23 protein-coding genes are annotated in these 19,983 nt (G+C 66.5%); 14 read left to right on the top strand and 9 right to left on the bottom strand.

The window, feature by feature from the left end:
- Positions 1 to 17: 17 nt before the first annotated feature.
- Complete coding sequence (locus G372_RS0108565) at positions 18 to 1,346, bottom strand: ATP-grasp domain-containing protein (protein WP_019623809.1); 1,329 nt, start codon at positions 1,344 to 1,346, stop codon at positions 18 to 20.
- A gap of 187 nt (positions 1,347 to 1,533) precedes the next feature.
- Between G372_RS0108565 and G372_RS0108560 the strand changes: the two genes are divergently transcribed.
- From G372_RS0108560 to G372_RS14470, 14 genes are all read left to right on the top strand, one after another.
- Entirely contained in the window at positions 1,534 to 2,646 is a 1,113-nt protein-coding gene (locus G372_RS0108560; protein WP_026340332.1) for a 4Fe-4S dicluster domain-containing protein, read from the top strand.
- Positions 2,643 to 3,116, top strand: coding sequence for a cyclic nucleotide-binding domain-containing protein (locus G372_RS0108555; RefSeq protein WP_019623807.1), 474 nt, complete (start codon positions 2,643 to 2,645; stop codon positions 3,114 to 3,116). The genes G372_RS0108560 and G372_RS0108555 overlap by 4 nt, the downstream gene beginning before the upstream one ends.
- A complete protein-coding gene (locus G372_RS0108550) occupies positions 3,106 to 3,981 on the top strand; it encodes an FAD/NAD(P)-binding protein (protein ID WP_019623806.1) in 876 nt (291 codons plus the stop codon). Before G372_RS0108555 ends, G372_RS0108550 begins: the two co-directional genes overlap by 11 nt.
- Entirely contained in the window at positions 3,978 to 4,772 is a 795-nt protein-coding gene (locus G372_RS0108545) for an NADH-quinone oxidoreductase subunit B family protein (RefSeq protein ID WP_019623805.1), read from the top strand. The genes G372_RS0108550 and G372_RS0108545 overlap by 4 nt, the downstream gene beginning before the upstream one ends.
- Entirely contained in the window at positions 4,769 to 6,067 is a 1,299-nt protein-coding gene (locus G372_RS0108540) for a Ni/Fe hydrogenase subunit alpha (RefSeq protein ID WP_019623804.1), read from the top strand. The genes G372_RS0108545 and G372_RS0108540 overlap by 4 nt, the downstream gene beginning before the upstream one ends.
- Positions 6,068 to 6,148: 81 nt before the next feature.
- Positions 6,149 to 6,421: a BrnT family toxin gene (locus G372_RS13980; RefSeq protein ID WP_026340331.1), complete on the top strand. Its 273-nt coding sequence runs from the start codon at positions 6,149 to 6,151 to the stop codon at positions 6,419 to 6,421.
- Between the two features lie 25 nt (positions 6,422 to 6,446).
- A complete protein-coding gene (gene brnA, locus G372_RS0108530) occupies positions 6,447 to 6,656 on the top strand; it encodes a type II toxin-antitoxin system BrnA family antitoxin (RefSeq protein WP_026340330.1) in 210 nt (69 codons plus the stop codon).
- Between the two features lie 204 nt (positions 6,657 to 6,860).
- A complete protein-coding gene (locus G372_RS0108525; RefSeq protein WP_026372264.1) occupies positions 6,861 to 7,334 on the top strand; it encodes a hydrogenase maturation protease in 474 nt (157 codons plus the stop codon).
- Between the two features lie 684 nt (positions 7,335 to 8,018).
- Complete coding sequence (locus G372_RS0108515) at positions 8,019 to 9,050, top strand: hypothetical protein (RefSeq protein ID WP_019623799.1); 1,032 nt, start codon at positions 8,019 to 8,021, stop codon at positions 9,048 to 9,050.
- 103 nt (positions 9,051 to 9,153) lie between these two features.
- Entirely contained in the window at positions 9,154 to 10,215 is a 1,062-nt protein-coding gene (locus G372_RS0108510) for a hypothetical protein (RefSeq protein WP_019623798.1), read from the top strand.
- 280 nt (positions 10,216 to 10,495) lie between these two features.
- Positions 10,496 to 10,927 (top strand): hypothetical protein, encoded by a 432-nt coding sequence (locus tag G372_RS0108505; RefSeq protein WP_244263195.1) that lies wholly within the window; start codon positions 10,496 to 10,498, stop codon positions 10,925 to 10,927.
- Positions 10,924 to 11,886 (top strand): hypothetical protein, encoded by a 963-nt coding sequence (locus G372_RS0108500; RefSeq protein WP_019623796.1) that lies wholly within the window; start codon positions 10,924 to 10,926, stop codon positions 11,884 to 11,886. Before G372_RS0108505 ends, G372_RS0108500 begins: the two co-directional genes overlap by 4 nt.
- The gene (locus G372_RS0108495; protein ID WP_019623795.1) at positions 11,883 to 12,518 is read left to right on the top strand and encodes a hypothetical protein; all 636 of its coding nucleotides are present in this window, start codon (positions 11,883 to 11,885) and stop codon (positions 12,516 to 12,518) included. The genes G372_RS0108500 and G372_RS0108495 overlap by 4 nt, the downstream gene beginning before the upstream one ends.
- 66 nt (positions 12,519 to 12,584) lie before the next feature.
- Complete coding sequence (locus G372_RS14470) at positions 12,585 to 12,851, top strand: hypothetical protein (protein WP_425274040.1); 267 nt, start codon at positions 12,585 to 12,587, stop codon at positions 12,849 to 12,851.
- 199 nt (positions 12,852 to 13,050) lie between these two features.
- Here the strand turns inward: G372_RS14470 and hslU are convergent, their stop codons facing one another.
- From hslU to lptM, 8 genes are all read right to left on the bottom strand, one after another.
- Entirely contained in the window at positions 13,051 to 14,385 is a 1,335-nt protein-coding gene (gene hslU / locus G372_RS0108485; protein WP_019623793.1) for an ATP-dependent protease ATPase subunit HslU, read from the bottom strand.
- Positions 14,386 to 14,430: 45 nt separating this feature from the next.
- Positions 14,431 to 14,973, bottom strand: coding sequence for an ATP-dependent protease subunit HslV (gene hslV, locus G372_RS0108480; protein WP_019623792.1), 543 nt, complete (start codon positions 14,971 to 14,973; stop codon positions 14,431 to 14,433).
- A gap of 180 nt (positions 14,974 to 15,153) precedes the next feature.
- Positions 15,154 to 16,107 (bottom strand): tyrosine recombinase XerC, encoded by a 954-nt coding sequence (xerC, locus tag G372_RS0108475; protein ID WP_018863193.1) that lies wholly within the window; start codon positions 16,105 to 16,107, stop codon positions 15,154 to 15,156.
- Positions 16,079 to 16,819, bottom strand: coding sequence for a DUF484 family protein (locus G372_RS0108470; protein WP_018863192.1), 741 nt, complete (start codon positions 16,817 to 16,819; stop codon positions 16,079 to 16,081). The genes xerC and G372_RS0108470 overlap by 29 nt, the downstream gene beginning before the upstream one ends.
- Entirely contained in the window at positions 16,816 to 17,652 is an 837-nt protein-coding gene (gene dapF / locus G372_RS0108465) for a diaminopimelate epimerase (protein ID WP_019623791.1), read from the bottom strand. Before dapF ends, G372_RS0108470 begins: the two co-directional genes overlap by 4 nt.
- Entirely contained in the window at positions 17,652 to 18,326 is a 675-nt protein-coding gene (locus G372_RS0108460; protein ID WP_019623790.1) for a class I SAM-dependent methyltransferase, read from the bottom strand. Before G372_RS0108460 ends, dapF begins: the two co-directional genes overlap by 1 nt.
- The gene (lysA, locus tag G372_RS0108455; RefSeq protein ID WP_019623789.1) at positions 18,323 to 19,612 is read right to left on the bottom strand and encodes a diaminopimelate decarboxylase; all 1,290 of its coding nucleotides are present in this window, start codon (positions 19,610 to 19,612) and stop codon (positions 18,323 to 18,325) included. The genes G372_RS0108460 and lysA overlap by 4 nt, the downstream gene beginning before the upstream one ends.
- On the bottom strand, positions 19,613 to 19,750 hold the full coding sequence (gene lptM, locus G372_RS13970; protein WP_017926463.1) for an LPS translocon maturation chaperone LptM: 138 nt from the start codon (positions 19,748 to 19,750) through the stop codon (positions 19,613 to 19,615). It abuts the gene before it with no gap.
- Positions 19,751 to 19,983: the final 233 nt, after the last annotated feature.

Raw genomic sequence — 19,983 nt, 5'->3', positions numbered from 1 at the left:
AAGGTCGGTGACTGTTCTCACGTCGGCACGTTCTCCTGACGGCGGGGCGTGACGGGCTCGAATGCCATGGGCAGACGCTCCATTACGCGCGCGTAGGTTCGTTCCAGGTCGGTGTGGTTCGCAGCCCCCAGAAACAGTGTCGCCACCTCGTAGGAATAGCTGTCCTGATAGCACAGCTCCGACAGCAGCATGCCCTCCTCGACCTCGATCTGAATGACCAGTCCTGGGAACTCGGCCTCGACGGCCGCAATCTCGGATGCCGTCGGAACCCGCACGACCCGCGCGTCCTGATGCCGCCGAACCATGAACTTGGCCGCACACGCGAATTCCCCCTGGCGATGCGGCATGGCGGGCTCGCGGCCCAGTCCGAGGTCGATCATCACCTGGTGGTGGTAGCAGCCATCGACCATCCGGAACAGCGGGGCGTGGGACTTGGAGATCCGGGTATTGATCTCCAGCAGCCAGATCCGGTCCGTGGCCTCGTCCCAGTAGAACTCCATGTTGAACGGGGCGCAGTCATAGCCCACCTGGCGGATCACGCGGTCCGCGATCTCGCCCATGCGCGCCTGCACGCCCTCCGGCAAGGTCGACGGATACTGGTAGCGCGAGAACGACGAGCCGGCCGCACCCTCGCGCAGCGAGTCGACCGCACCATAGATCCGCACCTCGCCCTGCCAGGCATACCCCTCCAGGGTGCACTGACGCCCCTCCGATATCAGGGCCTCGACAATGCAGTGGTTGCCGTCGATTCCGGCTACCTCCGGAGGCAACGTCGCGTGCCCCAGCACATGGTTGAAGGGTTCGCCGAAGCGATCGATCTCCCGGCGGATCCGCTGCATGGCACGCCGGAAGTCATCCGCATCGCCGATGCGAAAGCCGAGATAGGAGAGCACCGACTTCACCGGTTTGATCCAGAACGGAAAATCCAGGGTGACCTCGCGCAGCGGATCGTCGGCAAACGGGTTGACCGCGCAGAAGGCCGGGATGTTTTCGGGCACCACGCGGGCCTGTTCCAGCCGGCTCCAGTACTTGTGCTCGCATTTCAGCACGCTTTCCAGGGTCGGCCCCGGCAGGTCCCTGGCCAGGCGCAGGAGGGGCAGGATGGTGCTGACCGGGAAGTCCCAGAACCCGACCACGGCATCCACCGTGCCGGGAAACTGCGCCAGCCGTTCGCGACCCTCGATGAGTATCCGGCGCACCGGAAACCGGGCGCAGGGCTTGACCTCCTCGCGCGTGAAAAGCGCATGGAAGGCATAGCCCTCCGCCCCGGGCAAGGTCCGAAGCTGGGCCAGATGAAAGTCGTCCAGACCGACCACGAAGATATTGCGCCTCGCCGACGCATCCATAACCGCCATCGCTTCCCCCGGACAAACGGGTCTCCAGGGCCGCACACGGCCCTCTACGGAGTGTGGCAGGTATTCTGGCTATTACCAGCCAGGGTGTCGCTGGATCGCGCCTCGCTCTTGCCGCACTATGGATGCGTGTGGGCGCTTGGCCGTACCGCGCGGCTCGCCCGAGGCGCAGGAGTCGTTTGTGGAAGTGATCGCACCGCAAGCCGTGGACACGCTGATCCGCCTGCTGGCCGGCGACGGCTACGAGGTGGTGGGTCCGACGCGGCGCGACGGGGCGATCGTCTACGATCGCGTGCACGGTCTCGACGACCTGCCGGCGGGCTGGACCGACGAGCACGCCCCCGGCCACTACCGCCTGCGCGAGCGTGACGACGCGGCGCTGTTTGGCTACGTGGTCGGGCCGCACTCCTGGAAGAAGTACCTGTTCCCACCCGAGGAGACCCTGTTCCGGCTGACCCGCCAGCCGGACGGCAGCTTCGTGACCGAGCCGGGCGAATCCGACGTTCCGCCGCGCGCGTTCATCGGCATGCGCGCCTGCGAGCTGGCGGCGATCGAGGTGCAGGACCGGGTGTTCCTCGGCCAGGCGGTGCAGGATCGCGGCTATGCGGCGCGGCGCCAGGATGTGTTCATGGTCGCGGCCCACTGCGCGGAGCCCGGCGGAACCTGCTTCTGTGCCTCGATGGACACCGGGCCGCGCGCGCGGGAGGGCTTCGATCTGGCCCTGACCGAGGTGGTCGACGGCGGGCAGCACTTTCTGGTCGCCGAGGCTGGGACCGAGGCCGGACGCGCGATGCTCGAGCGGCTCGAGCCGCGCGCGGCCACGGATGCCGAGCGGGCCGCGGCCGAACGGGTGTGGGCCGAGGCGCCGAAAATGATGGGCCGGCAGATGCCCGGCGACGCCCGCGAGGTGCTGAACCAGGCCTTCGAGCACCCGCGTTGGGGGGAGACGGCCGAGCGCTGCCTGTCCTGCTCCAACTGTACGCTGGTCTGCCCCACCTGCTTCTGCTCGCAGGTCGAAGAGGTTCCGGATCTGGAGGGCCAGCGCACCGAGCGGGTGCGGCGCTGGGACTCCTGCTTCAACCAGGAACACTCGCACCTGGTCGGCGGCGCCCACCGCGATTCGGTGGCCGCGCGCTATCGCCAGTGGATCACCCACAAGCTGGCGACCTGGCACGACCAGTTCGGCACCTCCGGCTGTGTCGGCTGTGGGCGCTGCATCACCTGGTGCCCGGTGGGGATCGACATCACCGAGGAGGTCACCGCGGTGCGCCGCGACCCGGAGGGCCGGGCATGAACGAGCTGCTGGCGATCCTCGAAGACCAGCCGTTCTTCGCCGACATGGAGCCGGAGCACCGGCGCCTGCTGGCGGCCTGCGCCGCGAAGCTCAACTACCCGGCGGACACGCGGCTGATGCGCGACCACGAACCGACAGAGACCTTCTGGCTGATCCGCGAGGGCCAGGTCGCGCTGGAGAGCCCGCTGCGCGAAGGCTGCGTGACCTTCCAGACCCTGGGGCCCGGCGACATCCTCGGCTGGTCGTGGCTGCTGCCGCCGTATCGCGCCAGTTACGACGCCCGCGCCCTGACCGAGCTGCATACCCTGCGCTTCGATGCCGGCGTGCTGCGCGAACACATGGAGGCCGACCCGGCGTTCGGCTACATGCTGATGAAACACTTCTCCGCGCTGATCGTGCAGCGGCTGCAGGCCGCGCGGTTGCAGGCGCTGGACATCTACAGTCACGGAGGGCCCGGGCATGGCACCTGAAACCCTGCAGCCCCGAGCCGACAGCGCCCTGCCGGAACAGGCGATGGCGCCGCAGCCCTGGCGCATCCATTCGGTGCGCCCGGACGTCGCCAGCAACGAGGTGTTCAGCTGGACGCTGTACCCCGAGCCGGGGGTCGAACCGGGGCCGCCGCCGGCGCCCGGGCAGTTCAACATGCTCTACCTGTTCGGCGTGGGCGAGGTGCCGATCTCGGTGTCCGCGATCACCGCGGACGGCGGCATCGTGCACACCACCCGCGCGGTGGGCAGCGTCACCCGCACGATGCAGGACCTGGGACCCGGCGCGGTGGTCGGCCTGCGCGGCCCGTTCGGTACCGCGTGGCCGGTGGAGCAGGCACGTGGTCGCGATCTGGTGCTGGTCGCCGGCGGCATCGGTCTGGCCCCGCTGCGGCCGGTGATCCATGCGGCACTCGAACGGCGCGACGACTTCGGCCATGTGGTGATCTGTTACGGCGCCCGCTCGCCCGGTGACATGATCTTTCGTGACGAGCTGGAGGCCTGGGGCGCGCGCGACGATCTCGATCTGCGCATCACCGTGGACCGCGGCACGGCCGCGTGGCGCGGCGATGTCGGCGTGGTCACCCAGCTGATCGACCGCGGCGGCTTCGACCGCCGCAACACCCTGGCGATGACCTGCGGCCCGGAGGTGATGATGCGCTTCGCCGCCGCCTCGCTGGAGCGCCGCGGCCTGAAGCCGGAAGACATCTTTGTCTCCATGGAGCGCAACATGCGCTGCGCGGTGGGTTTCTGCGGGCACTGCCAGATCGGGTCGCAGTTCGTCTGCCGCGACGGCCCGGTGTTCCCCTACCCGGTGATGGAGCCGGCCTTCCGGATACGCGAACTATGAGTACCGAACGTCCGACCCTTGCCGTATTCAAGTTCGCTTCCTGCGACGGCTGCCAGCTCTCGCTGCTCGACTGCGAGGACGAGCTGCTGGCGGTGACCGACCGGATCCAGATCGCGCACTTCCCCGAGGCCACCCGCACCCGCATCGACGGGCCCTGGGACCTGACGCTGGTGGAGGGCTCGATCACCACGCCGGAGGCGGCCGAAGAGATCCGCGAGATCCGCCGCGCGTCGAAGTTCCTGGTGACCATCGGCGCCTGTGCCACCGCCGGCGGCATCCAGGCCCTGCGCAACTTCGCCGATGTCGAGGCGTTCACCCGCCAGGTCTACGCCCACCCGGAATACATCGAGACCCTGGCCACCTCGGATGCGATCAGCCAGCACGTGCCGGTGGACTTCGAGCTGCGCGGCTGCCCGATCGACAAATACCAGCTGATCGAGGTCATCAGTGCTTTCCTCTACGGTCGGCGTCCGCAGGTCTCCAGCGCCAGCGTCTGCGAGGAATGCAAGCGCGCCGGACAGGTCTGCGTGATGGTCGCCCACGGCACGCCCTGCCTGGGCCCGGTCACCCACGCCGGCTGCGGCGCGCTGTGCCCCGGCTGCCACCGCGGCTGCTACGGCTGCTTTGGCCCCAAGGAGACCCCGAACGCGCCCGGTCTGTCCGGGCAGCTGGAGGCCCTCGGCATGGAGCGCGCCACCCGCGTGCGCTTCTACCGCACCTTCAATGCCGGCGCCGACGCCTTCCGCGAGGAGAGCGAACGCCAGGAACGGGAAACAGGATCGCAGTCATGAGCGAGACCCGCACCATCGAAGTCGACTACCTCGCGCGCGTGGAGGGCGAGGGCGCGATGTACGTGCGCACCGAGGGCGACCGCGTGGAGGAAGTGAAGCTGTCGATCTTTGAGGCCCCGCGCTTCTTCGAGAGTTTCCTGCGCGGGCGCGACTTCCGCGAGGCCCCGGACATCACCGCGCGCATCTGCGGCATCTGCCCGATCGCCTACCAGCTGGGCGCCTCGTTGGCGATGGAGGACGTCTGCGGCGTGACCGTGGACGGCGTGCTGCAGGACCTGCGCCGGCTGGCCTACTGCGGCGAATGGATCGAGAGCCACGCCCTGCATGTGTTCATGCTCCACTTGCCGGACTTCCTTGGCTATCCCGACGCGGTCACCGCCGCGAAGGATCACCCCGACATGGTGCGCAACGGCCTGCGCATCAAGAAGATCGGCAACTCCATCCTGCGGCTGTTGGGCGGGCGTGAGATCCACCCGGTCAACCTGCGGGTCGGCGGCTTCTACCGCACGCCGACGCCTGCCGAGGTCGCCGGGCTGCGCGAGGACCTGGCCTGGGGCCTGGAGGCGTCCTGCGAGGTGGCCGAATTCCTCGCCACCCTCGACTATCCGAACCTGGAACGCGACTACGAGTTCGTGTCGCTGGTGCACCCGGACGAATACCCGATCACCCACGGCCGCCTCGGCTCCGGCAGCGGCCTGGACGCCGCCATCCGCGACTACGACGACGTCTTCACCGAGGAGCACGTGGCCCACTCCAACGCCCTGCACAGCCACCGCTCCGACAGTGGCGAACCGGTCTTCATGGGCCCGCTGGCGCGCTTCGCGCTGAACCGAGAGCGCCTCACCCCGCGCGCCGCCGAACTGGCCGAGCGCGCCGGGCTGGGCGCGGCCTGCCGCAACCCGTTCCGCAGCATCCAGGTGCGCATGATCGAGATCGTGCTCGCCTTCGAGGAGGCCCTGCGCCTGGTCGACGGCTACCGGGCCGCACCGGCCCAACCCGCGCTGCCGGTCACCCCGCGCGCCGGCACCGGCTTCGGCGCCACCGAGGCCCCGCGCGGCATCTGCTACCACCGCTACAGCATCGACGACGCAGGCATCATCACCGACGCCAAGATCGTCCCGCCCACCTCGGTCAACCAGCCCACCATCGAGGCCGACCTGCGCGAACTGGTGCAGAGCCACCTCGACCTGCCGGACGACGAACTGCGCCACCACTGCGAGGTCGCCATCCGCAACTACGACCCCTGCATCTCCTGCGCCACCCACTTCCTCGACCTCACCGTCGACCGAAAGTGATGCCTTGAGCAAAACGGAACGCTTGATTCTGCGCGAACGAAGCCCGCCGATCTGGTAGCATAAAGGTATAATTTTTACACTCTGCATTCATTCGAGTTCGACGAACGGAAGAGCCGATCGAATCTGGAGAAACACGGCATCGACTTCGTGACCGCCCAGGCCCTCTGGCGGGACCCCGATCTGCTCGAGGTCTCCGGTCGCACCGAGGACGAACCCCGCTTTCTGGTGATCGGTCGCATTGAAAGAACGCACTGGACCGCCGTTGTCACTCACCGAGAGGCCTGCGTCCGTATCATTTCGGTACGCAGGTCGCGCAAAGAAGAGGTTGCGCTGTATGAAAGCGAAGACATTTGACGAGCGCTTCGACAGCGGAGAAGAGATGACCGATGCCCTGGACCTGTCCAGGGCCAAACGCACGCTGCGCAAACAACGGCGGGTAAACGTGGATTTCCCGGACTGGATGATCGAGTCCCTGGACCGAGAAGCCAGCCGACTGGGTGTCACCCGCCAATCCATCATCAAGATCTGGCTGGCGGAGCGGCTGGAAACGGCCACTGCCGCTCGAAAGGGCGAAGGTCCGCCCCGTTAGCCACCGCCAGGTATCGACCAGGAGCACCCTGTGGCACGACCATCCGGACAGACCCCACGGGAAAAACGGCTGTCTGCGGCCTCCGAGACAGACGCGTGGCAATCGGACCTTAGCGACGAGCGCCGCGGAGAAATTGTCCAGACGGCACGAAAGACCCCCTTAGCACCTGAACAACCGCAAGGGGCAGCGGCAGCCATTCCCAACATGCCAATGACCGGCAAAGGACCGTTAGTGATCGGCATCGGCAACCCCTGGCGCGGCGACGACGGCATCGGCCACGCCGTGGTGGACGCGCTGGCCGGAGCGCCGGGCCTCGCCACCGCAAAAAGCCACGGCGAGCCCGCCGAACTCATGGAGCTGTGGCAGGGCCACGACCCGGTCATCCTCGTCGATGCCATCGTCACCGGCGCCGCCCCCGGGACCCTACACCGACTCGACGCCCGCGAGCCGTTGCCGCGCGCCGCCCGTTACTCCTCCCACGGCATCGGCCTCGCCGAGGCCGTCGAACTCGCCCGCTCCCTGGGCGAGCTTCCCCGCACCCTCATCGTCCACGGCATCGAGCCCGCCTGCCTCGAGGATGGCGCCGGCCTCTCACCCGACATCTCAGCTGCCATTTTCCGGATGAGCCGGCACATCCTGAAAGAATTCAAAAGGCCCCGGCTTGACGCCTCTCGATGACCCGAACCCTATGGGGGAGGGATCAGGCGGAGTATGAGGCCGGGAAGGTGAAGGGATCATCCCGGCCGGCCCGGATGCAGTTGATTTCGCTGGCGCACAGGTAGAGATACCAGGTTTGCTGGGCAAGAGGTTCCGGGTGCGTGAATACCGCCGGGGCCAGCAGCGCCAGATTCACACCCCGCTGGGGATCGCGCACGGATGGTGGTGTAGGCGTCCGGGTGGGTCCACTGGGCTTAATCCTGGTTTAGCGGCGGGCGGGTCAGGTCCAAGTGTCTCGGGGTACGCCAGGCGACACTGAAGACCGTGAGCGATTCGTGGGCGTCAGGTAACGGAGTGCCAGGGGACGCCTTGAAAAAGACTCGGCGCCAGTGGCTGAACTCGGCCAGGCCCGGGCGGACCGCTTCGGCACTCATTGACACGGGTTTAAAGCCCATCCAGCATTCGCAGCCTTACTCATGGAAAGGGATTGTCCATGATCTCGCCAAGGACTGGCGCGTTCGCCGCACAGGCACGCCTCTATCTCGCAGGCCCAATTGTCTTTCGTGCTCCCACGCTCGCGCGCGTCAGATTCGGGCGGGCACTCGACTCTCGCCGCGCGCGGCTCACCGCTGATCGCTGCGAAGGTCATTACCATCCCCCCAGGCGGTTCCAGGTGAACACATCACCAATCGCGCGAGGCACCCCATGCTCTGGTTGATCGCCTATGTGATCGCACTGATCGCGGCGGCGGGCATCCTGTCCGAGCGATCGCGAGCGCCCGTTCGGGCCAGGGTTGTGTTCGCCCTTGCCGTTCTCGCGGCGCCCTTCGTGCTGAAGGCGTCTGGCCGGATGCTTCTGGGGGATGAGCCCCATGACCTGATCGCGGCCCAGCTTGGGCTTCTGTCATACGTCATCGGCCCTATTCTGGTGGCCTGGTACTTCCTGTATCGCTATCCGCTGCCGACATCCGCACGGCATGCCCCGAAACTGAAGAGCTTTCGTCTGGCGGTTGGCGCCTGGCATCGCCATATCCTCTTTCTTGGCTTCATGGCCTTCGTCGTGGTCGGGATAGGCGCCACATATAACCCGCTCACGCAATGGGCGTACGACCGCGTTGGGCAGCACAACCTCGAAAACGAGGTAGTCCGGGCCAAGCTGGCGGACCAGCACTTCGATATCCCGATGCGATATTTCGTGATTGATGCGTACGTGCCGCGTGGATACTGGCCGAGGGCCAAGAATCACCGGGTTGAGGTGGGCGCCCTGAGCGTCTACGTCCTGTTGCCGGACCTGCGACCCTTCTATCCCGAAGAGGAACATCTCTGGAATCTGGAGGGTGGCGGTCGCGGGGACCGGATTCGTGTGACGATCCGGGAGGATGATTTTTCCAAATCCAACGTAAAGACCTTACGAGCGCGGGCCGCCGAATCAGGGGAGCCCCTCGCCCCGGATACGGCAAAGACGTATGGCGTTGATCTGCACGATGAGGATGTGGAGGCTTTTGTGTACGTCCGCAGTCTCCGCCTTTTTCCACGCGATGAATCCGAAGCGTGGTTTATCACCTGCACGAGTCCGGAGGACGTCCCTTCGCCCGGTTGCCGGATGAAGACTCCGTTCCGTCCCGACATCGCGCTGGAAAAGACCTTCGGCCTCGAACACCTCCCCGATTGGCGCCGCATCGCGACCAAGAGCGAGCGACTGGTGGATTCTCTGGCGGTCGAGGGGGTCGACCCATGATGACCCCCAGGCGCCTTTACGCCTTTGATGTCGAATGGTTCGCGCTCGGCTTTATGCGGTGGCCCAGCCGAAAGGCGGCCCCACGGAAACCGGGGCAGGGGTCATGAGCGTCGCCGACCTGATGGGATCAGTGCTCATCGCCCTGATTCCCATGGTGGTTGCCATTGTTGCGGCCATTGGGGTGCTGATTGCCGTGCGTCGTGCGTCGGCTGCCGTCAGGATCGGCTATGCCCTGCTCGTACTGGCCCTGCCGGTGGCCGTGATGCTGGGGTTCATGCTCCTTCTGGAAGAGTATGCGCGCGAGGTGTCCACGGGGCTGCCGTTGGCCCTGTTCGCGTTCATTGGCATTCCGCTGATGGTCGTCTGGTGGTTTCGGCGGCACCACCCAGTGCGGTTGGAGACGGGCGCGCCCGCCGACCCCGCCGACCCCGCACCGCGCAGCTTCCGCCTTACGTTTCGCTACTGGCGGCTGGAGCTGGCCCTCGTAGCCCTGCTGGTGCTGGTCGTCTTCACGGAGAACCCGGTCTCGCGCGTGATCAATGACTATGCGGGCCGGATTCACCTGAAGGTCGCAACGGCGCACTTCGACTTGTCAGGCCACAAGTTCGATGTGCCGGTGCGGTTTTTCTACTTTGTCCATGAAGAGCTGGGCCACTGGCCGCGCCCCAGAGAGGGGCGACATGAACCGGCGACCCTCCCGTTGAGCACTCTCCTGCCGGATCTGCGGCCTTATCACCACGAAGACCGGGATCGCTGGACCCGGGGTGACGACGCCCTCGGAGACCGGGTGGAAATCATGCTCTTGAACGAACCGCCTCCCGGGTTTATTGGCCCGATGGGGCGGCTTGCAAGGGAGAACCCGCAGGGCGGCCGGGCATCCGATGATGGCCTCGTCATGTTCGAGATCGATCCACAGGAGACCGACCCGAAGGGCCCGGGTTCGTCGTCGCTTTTTGTCCCCGAGGACGCATCAAAGGACCTCGTAATCCGGTGTACCCCGCCAGGCGAGCAGCCCGCTTCTGAATGCATGGCCATGACCGCCTTTCGCGACGATCTCGCATTGACCTATCGCTTCAGCCTCGAGCACCTTCCGGACTGGAACCGGATTGATCGCGAGATTCGGCAGCTCCTGGACTCCCTTTCGGTCGAGGGCAACGCGCCATGAGACCTTCCGCGCGTCTTCCCATCCCCCATGATCGGCTATCCCGTTTCACTCTCGACCCCGTCTTCGTGATCTGGGCACAGAATCGGGGCGTCGACTCATGACGCGTCAGGCGAAGCCACGCAAGCCCTTTTTCGATTCCCGAAAGCTCGGAGCCTTTGGCCCCGTGTTCTGGGTGCCTCTGGTTGTGACAGTCCTGGTTTCGCAGGTGGGCCTCGCAGGGGAGACAGGTATCGCTACGGCCGTTCGGTGGCTTTCTGACGGGGTTGCCGACGGGCTCCCCATGATCGACACGATTGCTGAATCCCGTCGGGACACCGAGGGCATCCGGGCAGCCCTGGCGGCAGCCATCGCATTTCAGCCGTTTCTGTTCGTTTACCTGCTTTTCAGGATGTCCAGGTCCGTACGCCCGGAGCGGCCTTCCGGGCTGGCGCTTCTGAAGCTAATTGGATCGCTCACCTGGTTCTTTGCGTTTTTTGCGTTTGTCGTCTTCGCCTACCTGTATGCCGTCCTGCCAGCGGCAGGGCCTGGTCCATCGGGTCGCATGACCGAAAACCTTGATCCTCTGTTCGAGATACCGGCGGTCGCGGCGACCTCCCTCTTTTTCGTGCTGCACTTGTCCACGACGATGGCTTCCGCGTGGCTCTTTATGCTGGGAACCCTGGCGAGCGATTCGTTTTCGGCGAGCGGGAAGAACCGGGGAAGGGGCGCATGAGTGGCGCCGGCCGGCTGGCCCTGATTGTGGTCGTCCTGGCCGCGATCTGGCTGGCGGGTTCCGCCCTGTGGTCGGGCCTCGCGCGGCCCTGGTTCGCCGAGGTGGGGGTGTTCGACGCCTTGCACGAGATCTATGGCGAGCCGCCACGGCTCGAGATCCAGGAATTTTCGCCTCCGATCCGCAAGGCCAACATCAACGGCGTGCCGATTGCGATCCCGTCCAACTATCTCGCGCTGGTCGGCATCGAATACAAGGACCAGAGCATCTGGGCGCCGCGGAATCCGGATACGCCGACGCCCGATGAGCGCACCCTCGAGGACGATGCGCAGGCCTTCTCCCTATACGTTCGCTGGCCAGACATGGCCCCGAGAAGCCCGGAGACACAGTCCAGTTTCTGGACCAGGGATGACCCTGACGGCGACATCTGGCTGTTAGTCGGGGTGGTGGCGATTTCCGGTTTTCGTCGCGATGGCCAGTTTTCGTATGAACTCCGCCGCGAGCATGGTGACTGGGCGCCCGTTGTCCGAGGGGTGATTGAGCGGCTCGACGAAGGTGAGCGAATAACGAATGAGTGGGATGAGGAAAAAGGCCGCTACCGATGTCTGAAAGATGTTCGGTACGAAATGCGCGGAACGGATTCCGAAACCGGGCTCCAATGGGCCGAGCCCGTGGGGCCTGGGACGGAGAACTTTGAACTATGGAATCAGACCCTTTACTGGAAGGGTGATCTCGATGATGTCGTGACTGATTACTTTCGGTGCCAGACCGGGAATATGGTCAAACCTCGATTCGTTCATACGTGTCATTACAATTTCACCATTCCTGAATGGGGCGCCAGCGTTTCTTTTCGGTACCCGCGCTCCAGGCTCCCCGAATGGCGCGAAATGAAGGCGGCTGTGCGCGATCTCATTCTGGGCCTTGAGGTGGACTCCGTGGAGAACGCAGAAGGGGGCCCGTGAGCGTTCGTGAATCGCTCATCGAGCTTCTGACGAAATACCCCGGGCCGACAGAGGCCGAGGCCCGGCGTTGGCGGTACGCCCTGATGGCAATGGGTGCGTTCGCGCTTCTCGCCGAAGGGGTCCTCGTCTACATCCTTTATTACATGGACCCTGCAGCGCCGCCATTCTGGCTGGCCGCTCCGGCGGGGTGGCTATGGGAGCATGTTCCCGCCGCGCGTGGGTTCACGAACAGCTCCTACGGCCTTCGCGCACAGATGCCGTACGTATTTGTGGTGTTTTTCGTCTTGGTGGTCGCTACTGCTGCGCTGGTAGCCTGCTGTAATCGCCGCGGATCGATCTTCGGCATGGCAGTCAATTTTCTCCAAGAGGGGATCTTTAGGCAGGGGGTTATCCTCGTCGCGGTGCCCATCGTGTACTACGCCGTTGCCTTTTTCGTCCTTTCTTCCGATCCGGAGGCGGTTTCGAGCCCGAGTGAGCGATCGTACCGGCATTACGGTTTGTTTTTCGAGACAGAGATGGGTGTTGTGACTGCCTGGGTGCCGCTGGCCTTGTTCTGCGGTTCCTTCATCGGGGTCCATCTCTCGATGATCGCGGAGATTCCGAGGCTTCTCAGGGCCGCCCGCGTTGGTTGACCTCCCTTGCTAGCGGATCCAGGAAGGTAATCGTCCATGCACACCGTGGCTTACTTTTCGCTATGACTGTCTTTTCTTTTTGTCTGGGCGGCCCTTTTCAGCCTGATCATTCTTGGGTCCCGTAGACGCGCTGGCCTGGGGGCGCGGATGTCCTACGCGGGTCTGACCTTGCTGGCCCCGTTTGTGGTGTTCTTCCTGGGGGCTCTGGGTGTCTGGTATGCGCCCGAAGGCGTGCCACGATGGCTCGAGATGACGTTGGCGTTCTACCTCCCGCTTGTGACGCCGTATATGGTCCGTGCCCTGTTCGTGTTTCGCCGGCCGGTTTATGCGTAACGGACCGCGCCTATTTCGGGGAGGGTTGAACATGCCGTGAAATGGGCGCTGAAGGCCGCCACCATTCTGCTGATGGTGTCGCCCTGTGGCCCCACGCCACGCGGGGAGTGGATGGAGGCGAGCCAAACTCGCCAGCGTCCCCCGCGTGAACTTGTTGGCCCTGCCGCTCGGGGTGGGGGACGGTTGGCAGGGCCGGGCTTTAGAGGATGTAGCGGGAGAGGTCTTCGTTTTCGACCAGGTCGCCGAGGCGTTCGTCGACGAAGCTGCGGTCGACCACGACGGCGCCGTCGACGTCCGGGGCGCGGTAGGCGACGTCCTGCAGCAGGCGTTCGAGCACGGTGTGCAGGCGGCGGGCGCCGATGTTCTCGGTGCGTGCGTTCACGTCGTGGGCGATCTCGGCCAGGCGGCGCACGCCGTCTTCCTCGAAGCGCAGTTCCACGCCTTCGGTCTTCATCAGTTCGGTGTACTGCTCGGTCAGCGAGGCGGTCGGCTCGGTCAGGATGCGCACGAAGGCGTCCACCGATAGCGGGCCCAGCTCGACGCGGATCGGGAGTCGGCCCTGCAGCTCCGGTACCAGGTCGGACGGCTTGGACAGGTGGAAGGCGCCGGAGGCGATGAACAGGATGTGGTCGGTGCGCACCATGCCCAGCTTGGTGGAGACGGTGGTGCCCTCGATCAGCGGCAGCAGGTCGCGCTGCACGCCCTCGCGCGAGACCTCGCCGCTGCTGCCCTTGTCGCTGCCCTTGGCGACCTTGTCGATCTCGTCGAGAAAGACGATGCCGCTTTGTTCGACGCGGTCGATCGCCTGCAGCTTCAGCTCTTCTTCGTTGATCAGGCGCGCGGCCTCTTCCTCGATCAGCAGCTTGCGTGCCTCGGCGATCTTCAGCCGACGCGAGCGGGTCTTCTGGCCGCCAATGTTCTGGAACATCGACTGCAGCTGGCTGGCCATCTCTTCCATGCCCGGCGGGGTCATGATCTCCACGCCGTGCGGGTTCTGCTGCACCTCGATGTCGATCTCGCGCTCGTCCAGGTCGCCCTCGCGCAGGCGCTTGCGCAGCTTCTGGCGGGTGTCGCTGTTGGAGTCGTCCTGCGCGGATTCGGTGAAGCCGGCGTTGCGCGGGCGCGGCAGCAGGGCATCGAGGATGCGCTCTTCCGCCGCGTCTTCGGCCTTGACGCGGTTCTCCTTGATGGCTTCGTCGCGCAGCTGCTTGACCGCGGCCTCGGCGAGGTCGCGGATGATCGATTCGACATCGCGGCCGACATAGCCGACCTCGGTGAACTTGGTCGCCTCGATCTTGATGAACGGCGCGCGGGCCAGCTTGGCCAGGCGCCGGGCGATCTCGGTCTTGCCGACACCGGTCGGGCCGATCATCAGGATGTTTTTGGGGGTGACCTCGGGCTGCAGCTCCGGCGGCAGCTGGCGGCGGCGCCAGCGGTTGCGCAGGGCAATGGCGACGGAGCGCTTGGCCTCGTCCTGGCCGATGATGTAGCGGTCCAGTTCCTGGACGATCTCGCGGGGGGTCATGTCGGTCATGGCAAAAGGGGCCTTGGTCGAATCGTTCGTGTGGGGCCGGGCGCGTTATTCCGCGTCCAGGCTCTCCAGCGTGAGGTTGTGATTGGTGTACACGCAGATGTCGGCGGCGATGTTCAGCGACTTCTCCACGATGTCGCGGGCCGACAGGTCGGTGTTCTGCAACAGGGCCTGGGCGGAGGCCTGGGCGTACGGACCGCCGGAGCCGATCGCGATCAGCGCGTTTTCCGGCTCGATCACGTCGCCGTTACCGGAGATCACGAAGGAGCTCTCGCGGTCGGACACGGCCAGCAGGGCCTCCAGCCGGCGCAGGGCGCGGTCGGTGCGCCAGTCCTTGGCCAGCTCGACCGCGGAGCGGGTGAGGTTGCCGGAGTGCTTCTCCAGCATGCCCTCGAAGCGTTCGAACAGGGTGAAGGCATCGGCCGTGCCGCCGGCAAAGCCGGCCAGGATGCGGTCGTGGTAGACGCGGCGCACCTTGCGCGCGTTGCCCTTCATCACGGTGTTGCCAAGCGATACCTGGCCGTCGCCCCCGAGGGTGACGGCGCCGTCCTTGCGGACGCAGACGATGGTGGTGCCGCGAAACTGTTCCACGGGCGCTCTCCTTATGTGCTGCGGTCGGGGTCCGCCGCCTGCCTCGTTGCTCTGCGAGACCGCCAGGGGCTGCTCGCACTACTAGGGAGTCAGGCTCTGGCGACGCCCGAGGTTTTTGCGGTCCGGAAGCGGTTGGGTCCCGGTCGTTGCTGTTGGTTCCCCGCCCGGAGAAAGCTGGACTCAGCGTTTGCCTGGCGAACGGTCTCTCCGGGCACGCGGGTGGGCGGCATCATACACCTGTGCCAGGTGCTGGTAGTCGAGATGGGTATAGATCTGGGTGGTTTCAAGGTTGGCGTGACCAAGAAGTTCCTGAATGGCTCGCAAATCACCGCTCGATTCCAGCAGGTGGCTGGCGAAGGCATGGCGCAGCCGGTGCGGATGCAGGCGGACGTCCAGCCCGGCGCGCCGGCCGGCCTCGGCCACGCGGCGCTGCACTGCGCGGTTGCCGATGCGGGCGCCGCGCCGGGTCACGAACAGGGCACGTTCGCCGGGCGCGGCCCAGTCGCCACGGCGCTCAAGCCACGTGCGGATCGCGTCACGGGCTACCCGTCCTACCGGGACGCTGCGTTCGCGCCGGCCCTTGCCGAGTACCCGCACCAGCCCGGTATCGAGGTCGAGATCCGTCAGGTCCAGCCCGGTCAGTTCCGACAGGCGTAGCCCGGAGGAATACAGCAGCTCCAGCATGGCCTGGTCGCGGGCGGCCAGGATCGGGTCGAGGTCCTCGGCCGGGGTCAGGGCCTGCTGGGTCTGGTCGACGTCGAGATCGCGCGGCAAGGCGCGCCCCGCGCGCGGTCCGCGCAGGCCGGCGGCCGGGTTGGCCGGCATGCGGCGGTGTTCGACCTGATAGGCGAAGAAGCCACGGGCGGCGGACAGGAAGCGCTGGATGGAGCGCGGGTGGCGGCCCTGGCGGGCGAGCTGTCCGGCGATGCGGCGCATATCCGCGGCCTTGAGGTCGGCCCACGGGCCCGTGTGCAGGCTGCGCAGGCGATTCAGGTCGCGCCGGTAGGCATTGACGGTATGCGGCGAATGGCCGCGAACATCGCGTAAGTGGCCGAGAAAGGCCGCGATGTCCGCATCCTGTGGCGGGTCGGAATCGGTCGCCGCCTCAGGCGGCGGCGTGCGTCCGCTCGACATGGCAGCGGATCGATTCGGCCAGCAGGTCGCCGATATGGGTGACGAAGTAGGTGCCCATGTCGGGCTGGAAGCGATCCACGGAGTCGCTGGCCAGGCCCAGTACCCCGATGCGGTCGGACTCGTCGCCCAGGGGCATCAGGATCGCGGAGCCGATGCCGTCGGCCGAATCGAACAGCACGTCCAGCATCTCGCCCGGCACACGGCCGCACTGGGCCTTGCCGCGCGCGAACAGCGGGTCGAACGTGCTCAGCTCGCCGGACTCCAGGGCGTGCAGGTCGTCCACCTCGCGGTCGGCCAGGCGGATGCTGACGCGCTCGGCACCCAGTTCGTTGCGCAGGGCGTCCTGGGTCAGTGCCAGCACGGCATCCAGGTTCTCGGCGCGCATCAGGGTCTTGGCCAGTTCGTGGAGGTGCTGGCCCATGCGCTCGTTGTCACGGGCGCGTTCGACCAGCTCGCCCATGTGCTGCTCCATCGCGCGGTGTTTCTCGCGCAGCAGGGCTACCTGGCGCTCCAGCAGCGACACCGCCCCGCCGGCCGGATGCGGCAGGCGCAGGATGTCCAGCAGCGGCAGGTGGTCCTGGAAGAAATCCGGGTGATCGCGCAGATAGGCCTCGACGTCGGCCGCGTTGATCGTTTGGTTGTTCTTGTCGTCCGTCGCCTGCGTCTTGGGGGCCTTCTTGGCAGCAGAGGCGTTGGAGGATTGCCCAGTCATAGATCGATCCAGCCGTTGAAAACCGTGGTGGCCGGTCCGGTTAGCCAAACCGGGGCCTCGGCCTGTGCGTTCCAGCTTAGCACAAGGGTACCGCCCGGCAGCGAGACTTCAACCTCGTCGTCGACCAGGTCGCGCCGGCGCAGGATGGCCATCGCGGCGGCCGCGCCGCTGCCGCAGGCCAGCGTCTCTCCGACCCCGCGCTCGAAGACCCGCAGGTCCACATGGCCGCGATCGCGCAGTGCGGCGAAGCCGACATTCACGCGGCGCGGGAAGCACTCATGCCGTTCGATCAGTGGCCCGACCTCGGTCACGGGGGCGCTTGCGACGTCGTCCACCAGCAGCACCGCATGGGGGTTACCCATGGACACCGCGCCCAGCGTGATCGCGTGGCCCTGTACGTCCAGGGTGTAGGCGTCGGCCTCGTGTTCGGCGACCAGCGGGATCTGTTCGGGCGCGAACACTGGCCGCCCCATGTTGACCCGCACGCGCTCGTCGCCCTCGACATGCAGCACGATCCGCCCGCCCAGGGTCTCGACCGGGATCTCGCGGGCCTCGGTCAGGCCCTGCTCGCGCACGAAGCGGGCGAAGCAGCGCGCACCGTTGCCGCACTGCTCCACCTCGGAGCCATCGGCGTTGAAGATGCGGTAGCGGAACAGGGCCTGCGCCGGGTCGCCCGGGGGCTCCACCAGCAGGATCTGGTCGCAACCGATGCCGAAGTGGCGATCCGCCAGGTGGCGCAGCGCTGCCTCGTCCAGGTGGACGTTCTGACGCGTGCTGTCGATGACGACGAAGTCATTGCCCAGCCCGTGCATCTTGGTGAATTCCAGGCGCATCAGGCGGCCTCCGGTAGATGCCCGAAGATGATCATGTGCCGGTCCGAGGTGGCGCGCACGGTGAAGCCGTCGAGTCCGGCGGCGGCCAGTTGTTCGCGGACCTCGTCGGGCGTGAAGGCCGCGTGCAGCGAGTGTTCGAAGTCGCGCCGCAGCACGTCCGGGTCCTCGGCCGCGTACTGCGCGACCAGGGCCTTGACCGCTTCTTCCGAGTCGGGCCGTCGCAGGTCCATGACGAACACGGCTGCGCCGGGCGCCCCATCGTGGCGGATGGCCTGCCACAGTACCGAGGGCTCATGCAGGTGATGCAGCAGGGAGTTGCTGATAATCGTGGCATACGGGGCGCGCGGGCCGCGCGCCTCGGGCAGGCAGCCCTCGGCCAGATGGACCCGCTGCGCGGCCGGGTGGCCGGCCATTAGTGCGTCACCGGCGGCCAGCATCGCGGGCGCCCCGTCGAGGCCATCGACCTCGCAGGCGGGGTAGCGCGCCGCGAAGCGCAGCGAGACATCGCCCGGACCACAGCCGAGGTCGAGCACGGGGCCGGTGACCGGGCCCGGGAAGGCCTCGGCGAAGGCGTCCACGAAGCCCTCGTGCGGGGTGGCGAAGTCGGCCTCGGCATAGGCGCGGGCCTGCTCCGGCTCCAGCATCAGCTCCGGTTCCGGGCGGCGCGGGATCACGGGTCCACGCTCCCGGGTGGATCGTCGTCGTCCGGATCCTGGGGCAGCATGCTCTCGCGCATCATCAGGTGATCGACCTGCTCGCGGCGGTTGATGACCTGGAAGTGGTCGCCGTCGACCATGATCTCCGGCGGGCGCGGGCGCGAGTTGTAGTTGCCGGCCATCACGTAGCCGTAGGCCCCGGCCGAGCGCACGGCCAGCAGGTCGCCTGCGGCCAGCACCAGTTCGCGCTCGCGGCCGAGGAAGTCGCCGGTCTCGCAGACCGGGCCGACGATGTCGTAGGTGCGGGGCTCGGTGTCCTTGCGCTGCACAACCGGGACGATCTCCTGCCAGGCGCCGTACAGGGCCGGGCGCAGCAGGTCGTTCATCGCGCCGTCGACGATCGCGAAGTCGTGGGCCTCGGTGTGCTTCAGGTACTCCACCCGGGTCAGGAACACGCCGGCGTTCGCCGCGATCGCGCGGCCCGGCTCCAGCAGCACCTTCAGCGGGCGCTCGCCCATTACTTCGCGCAGGGCGCTGGCCCAGGCGTCCGGCTCCGGCGGCGTCTCGTCGCGGTAGCGCACGCCCAGCCCGCCGCCGACATCGATGTGTTCGAGTTCGATGCCGTCTGCGGCCAGCTGGTCGACCAGTGCCAGCACCCGCTTGAGGGCATCGGTGAACGGGTCGATGCGGGTCAGCTGCGAGCCGATATGGAAATCGACACCGGTGGCCTCCAGGTGCTGGCTGTCGCGCACCCGGGCATACAGCGCCGGCGCCTCCTCGATGGCGACGCCGAACTTGTTCTCGCGCAGGCCGGTGGCGATATAGGGATGGGTCTCGGCATCGACATCCGGATTGACCCGGATCGAGACCGGCGCGGCCACGCCCATCTCGGCGGCCACAGACTCCAGCCGTTCCAGCTCGGGGGCGGACTCGACATTGAAGCAGTGGATGCCGACCTGCAGCGCCCGGCGCATCTCGGCCGCGGTCTTGCCGACGCCGGAGAACACGATCTTGGCCGGGTCGCCGCCGGCGCGCAGCACGCGTTCTAGTTCGCCGCCGGAGACGATGTCGAAGCCGGCGCCCAGGCGCGCGAGCACGTTCAGCACCCCCAGCGCGGAGTTCGCCTTCACCGCGAAGCAGACCTGGTGCGGGGTGCCGATCAGGGCCTCGCTGAACGCGCGATAATGCCGCTCCAGCGTGGCGCGGGAATAAACGTAGGCGGGCGTGCCCACCAGTTCGGCGAGGCCGTCGAGGGCGACGCCTTCGCAATGCAGGGTGTCGCCGTGGTAGTCGAAATAGTCCATTCAGCGGCGCTCCTCGGCGGGGTCGTCATCATCGGGCAGGTAGAGGTCGCCCTTCTGTCCGCAGGAGGCAAGCATCTGCATCGTGCCAAGCACGACCACGACCGCAATCAGGAGCCACTGGGCCTTGCATGAGCGCATGTTCGTTCCGGGGTGTCGTTGCAATGAGGGCCGATAGTGTGCCATTGATACGGCGCTGGCTTCAGGTCCATCCGTTGCCATTCACCCGATTTTGAACCCTTGGTGATCCGTTCATCATCGATTCAGCGAACTTTGGGAGGATGAACCTGCCAGACCAGCGAAAGACCACTGTAGCTGGTCAGCGATGGAGCCCGGCCCCGCGGAATAGAACCCCCGGGGTCGCCGTCCAAAGC

Source organism: Thioalkalivibrio thiocyanoxidans ARh2 (assembly GCF_000385215.1).
Classification (GTDB): Bacteria; Pseudomonadota; Gammaproteobacteria; order Ectothiorhodospirales; family Ectothiorhodospiraceae; genus Thioalkalivibrio; species Thioalkalivibrio thiocyanoxidans.
The sequence above is the reverse complement of the archived record's forward strand: the minus strand, read 5'-3'. Positions and strand labels throughout refer to the sequence as shown.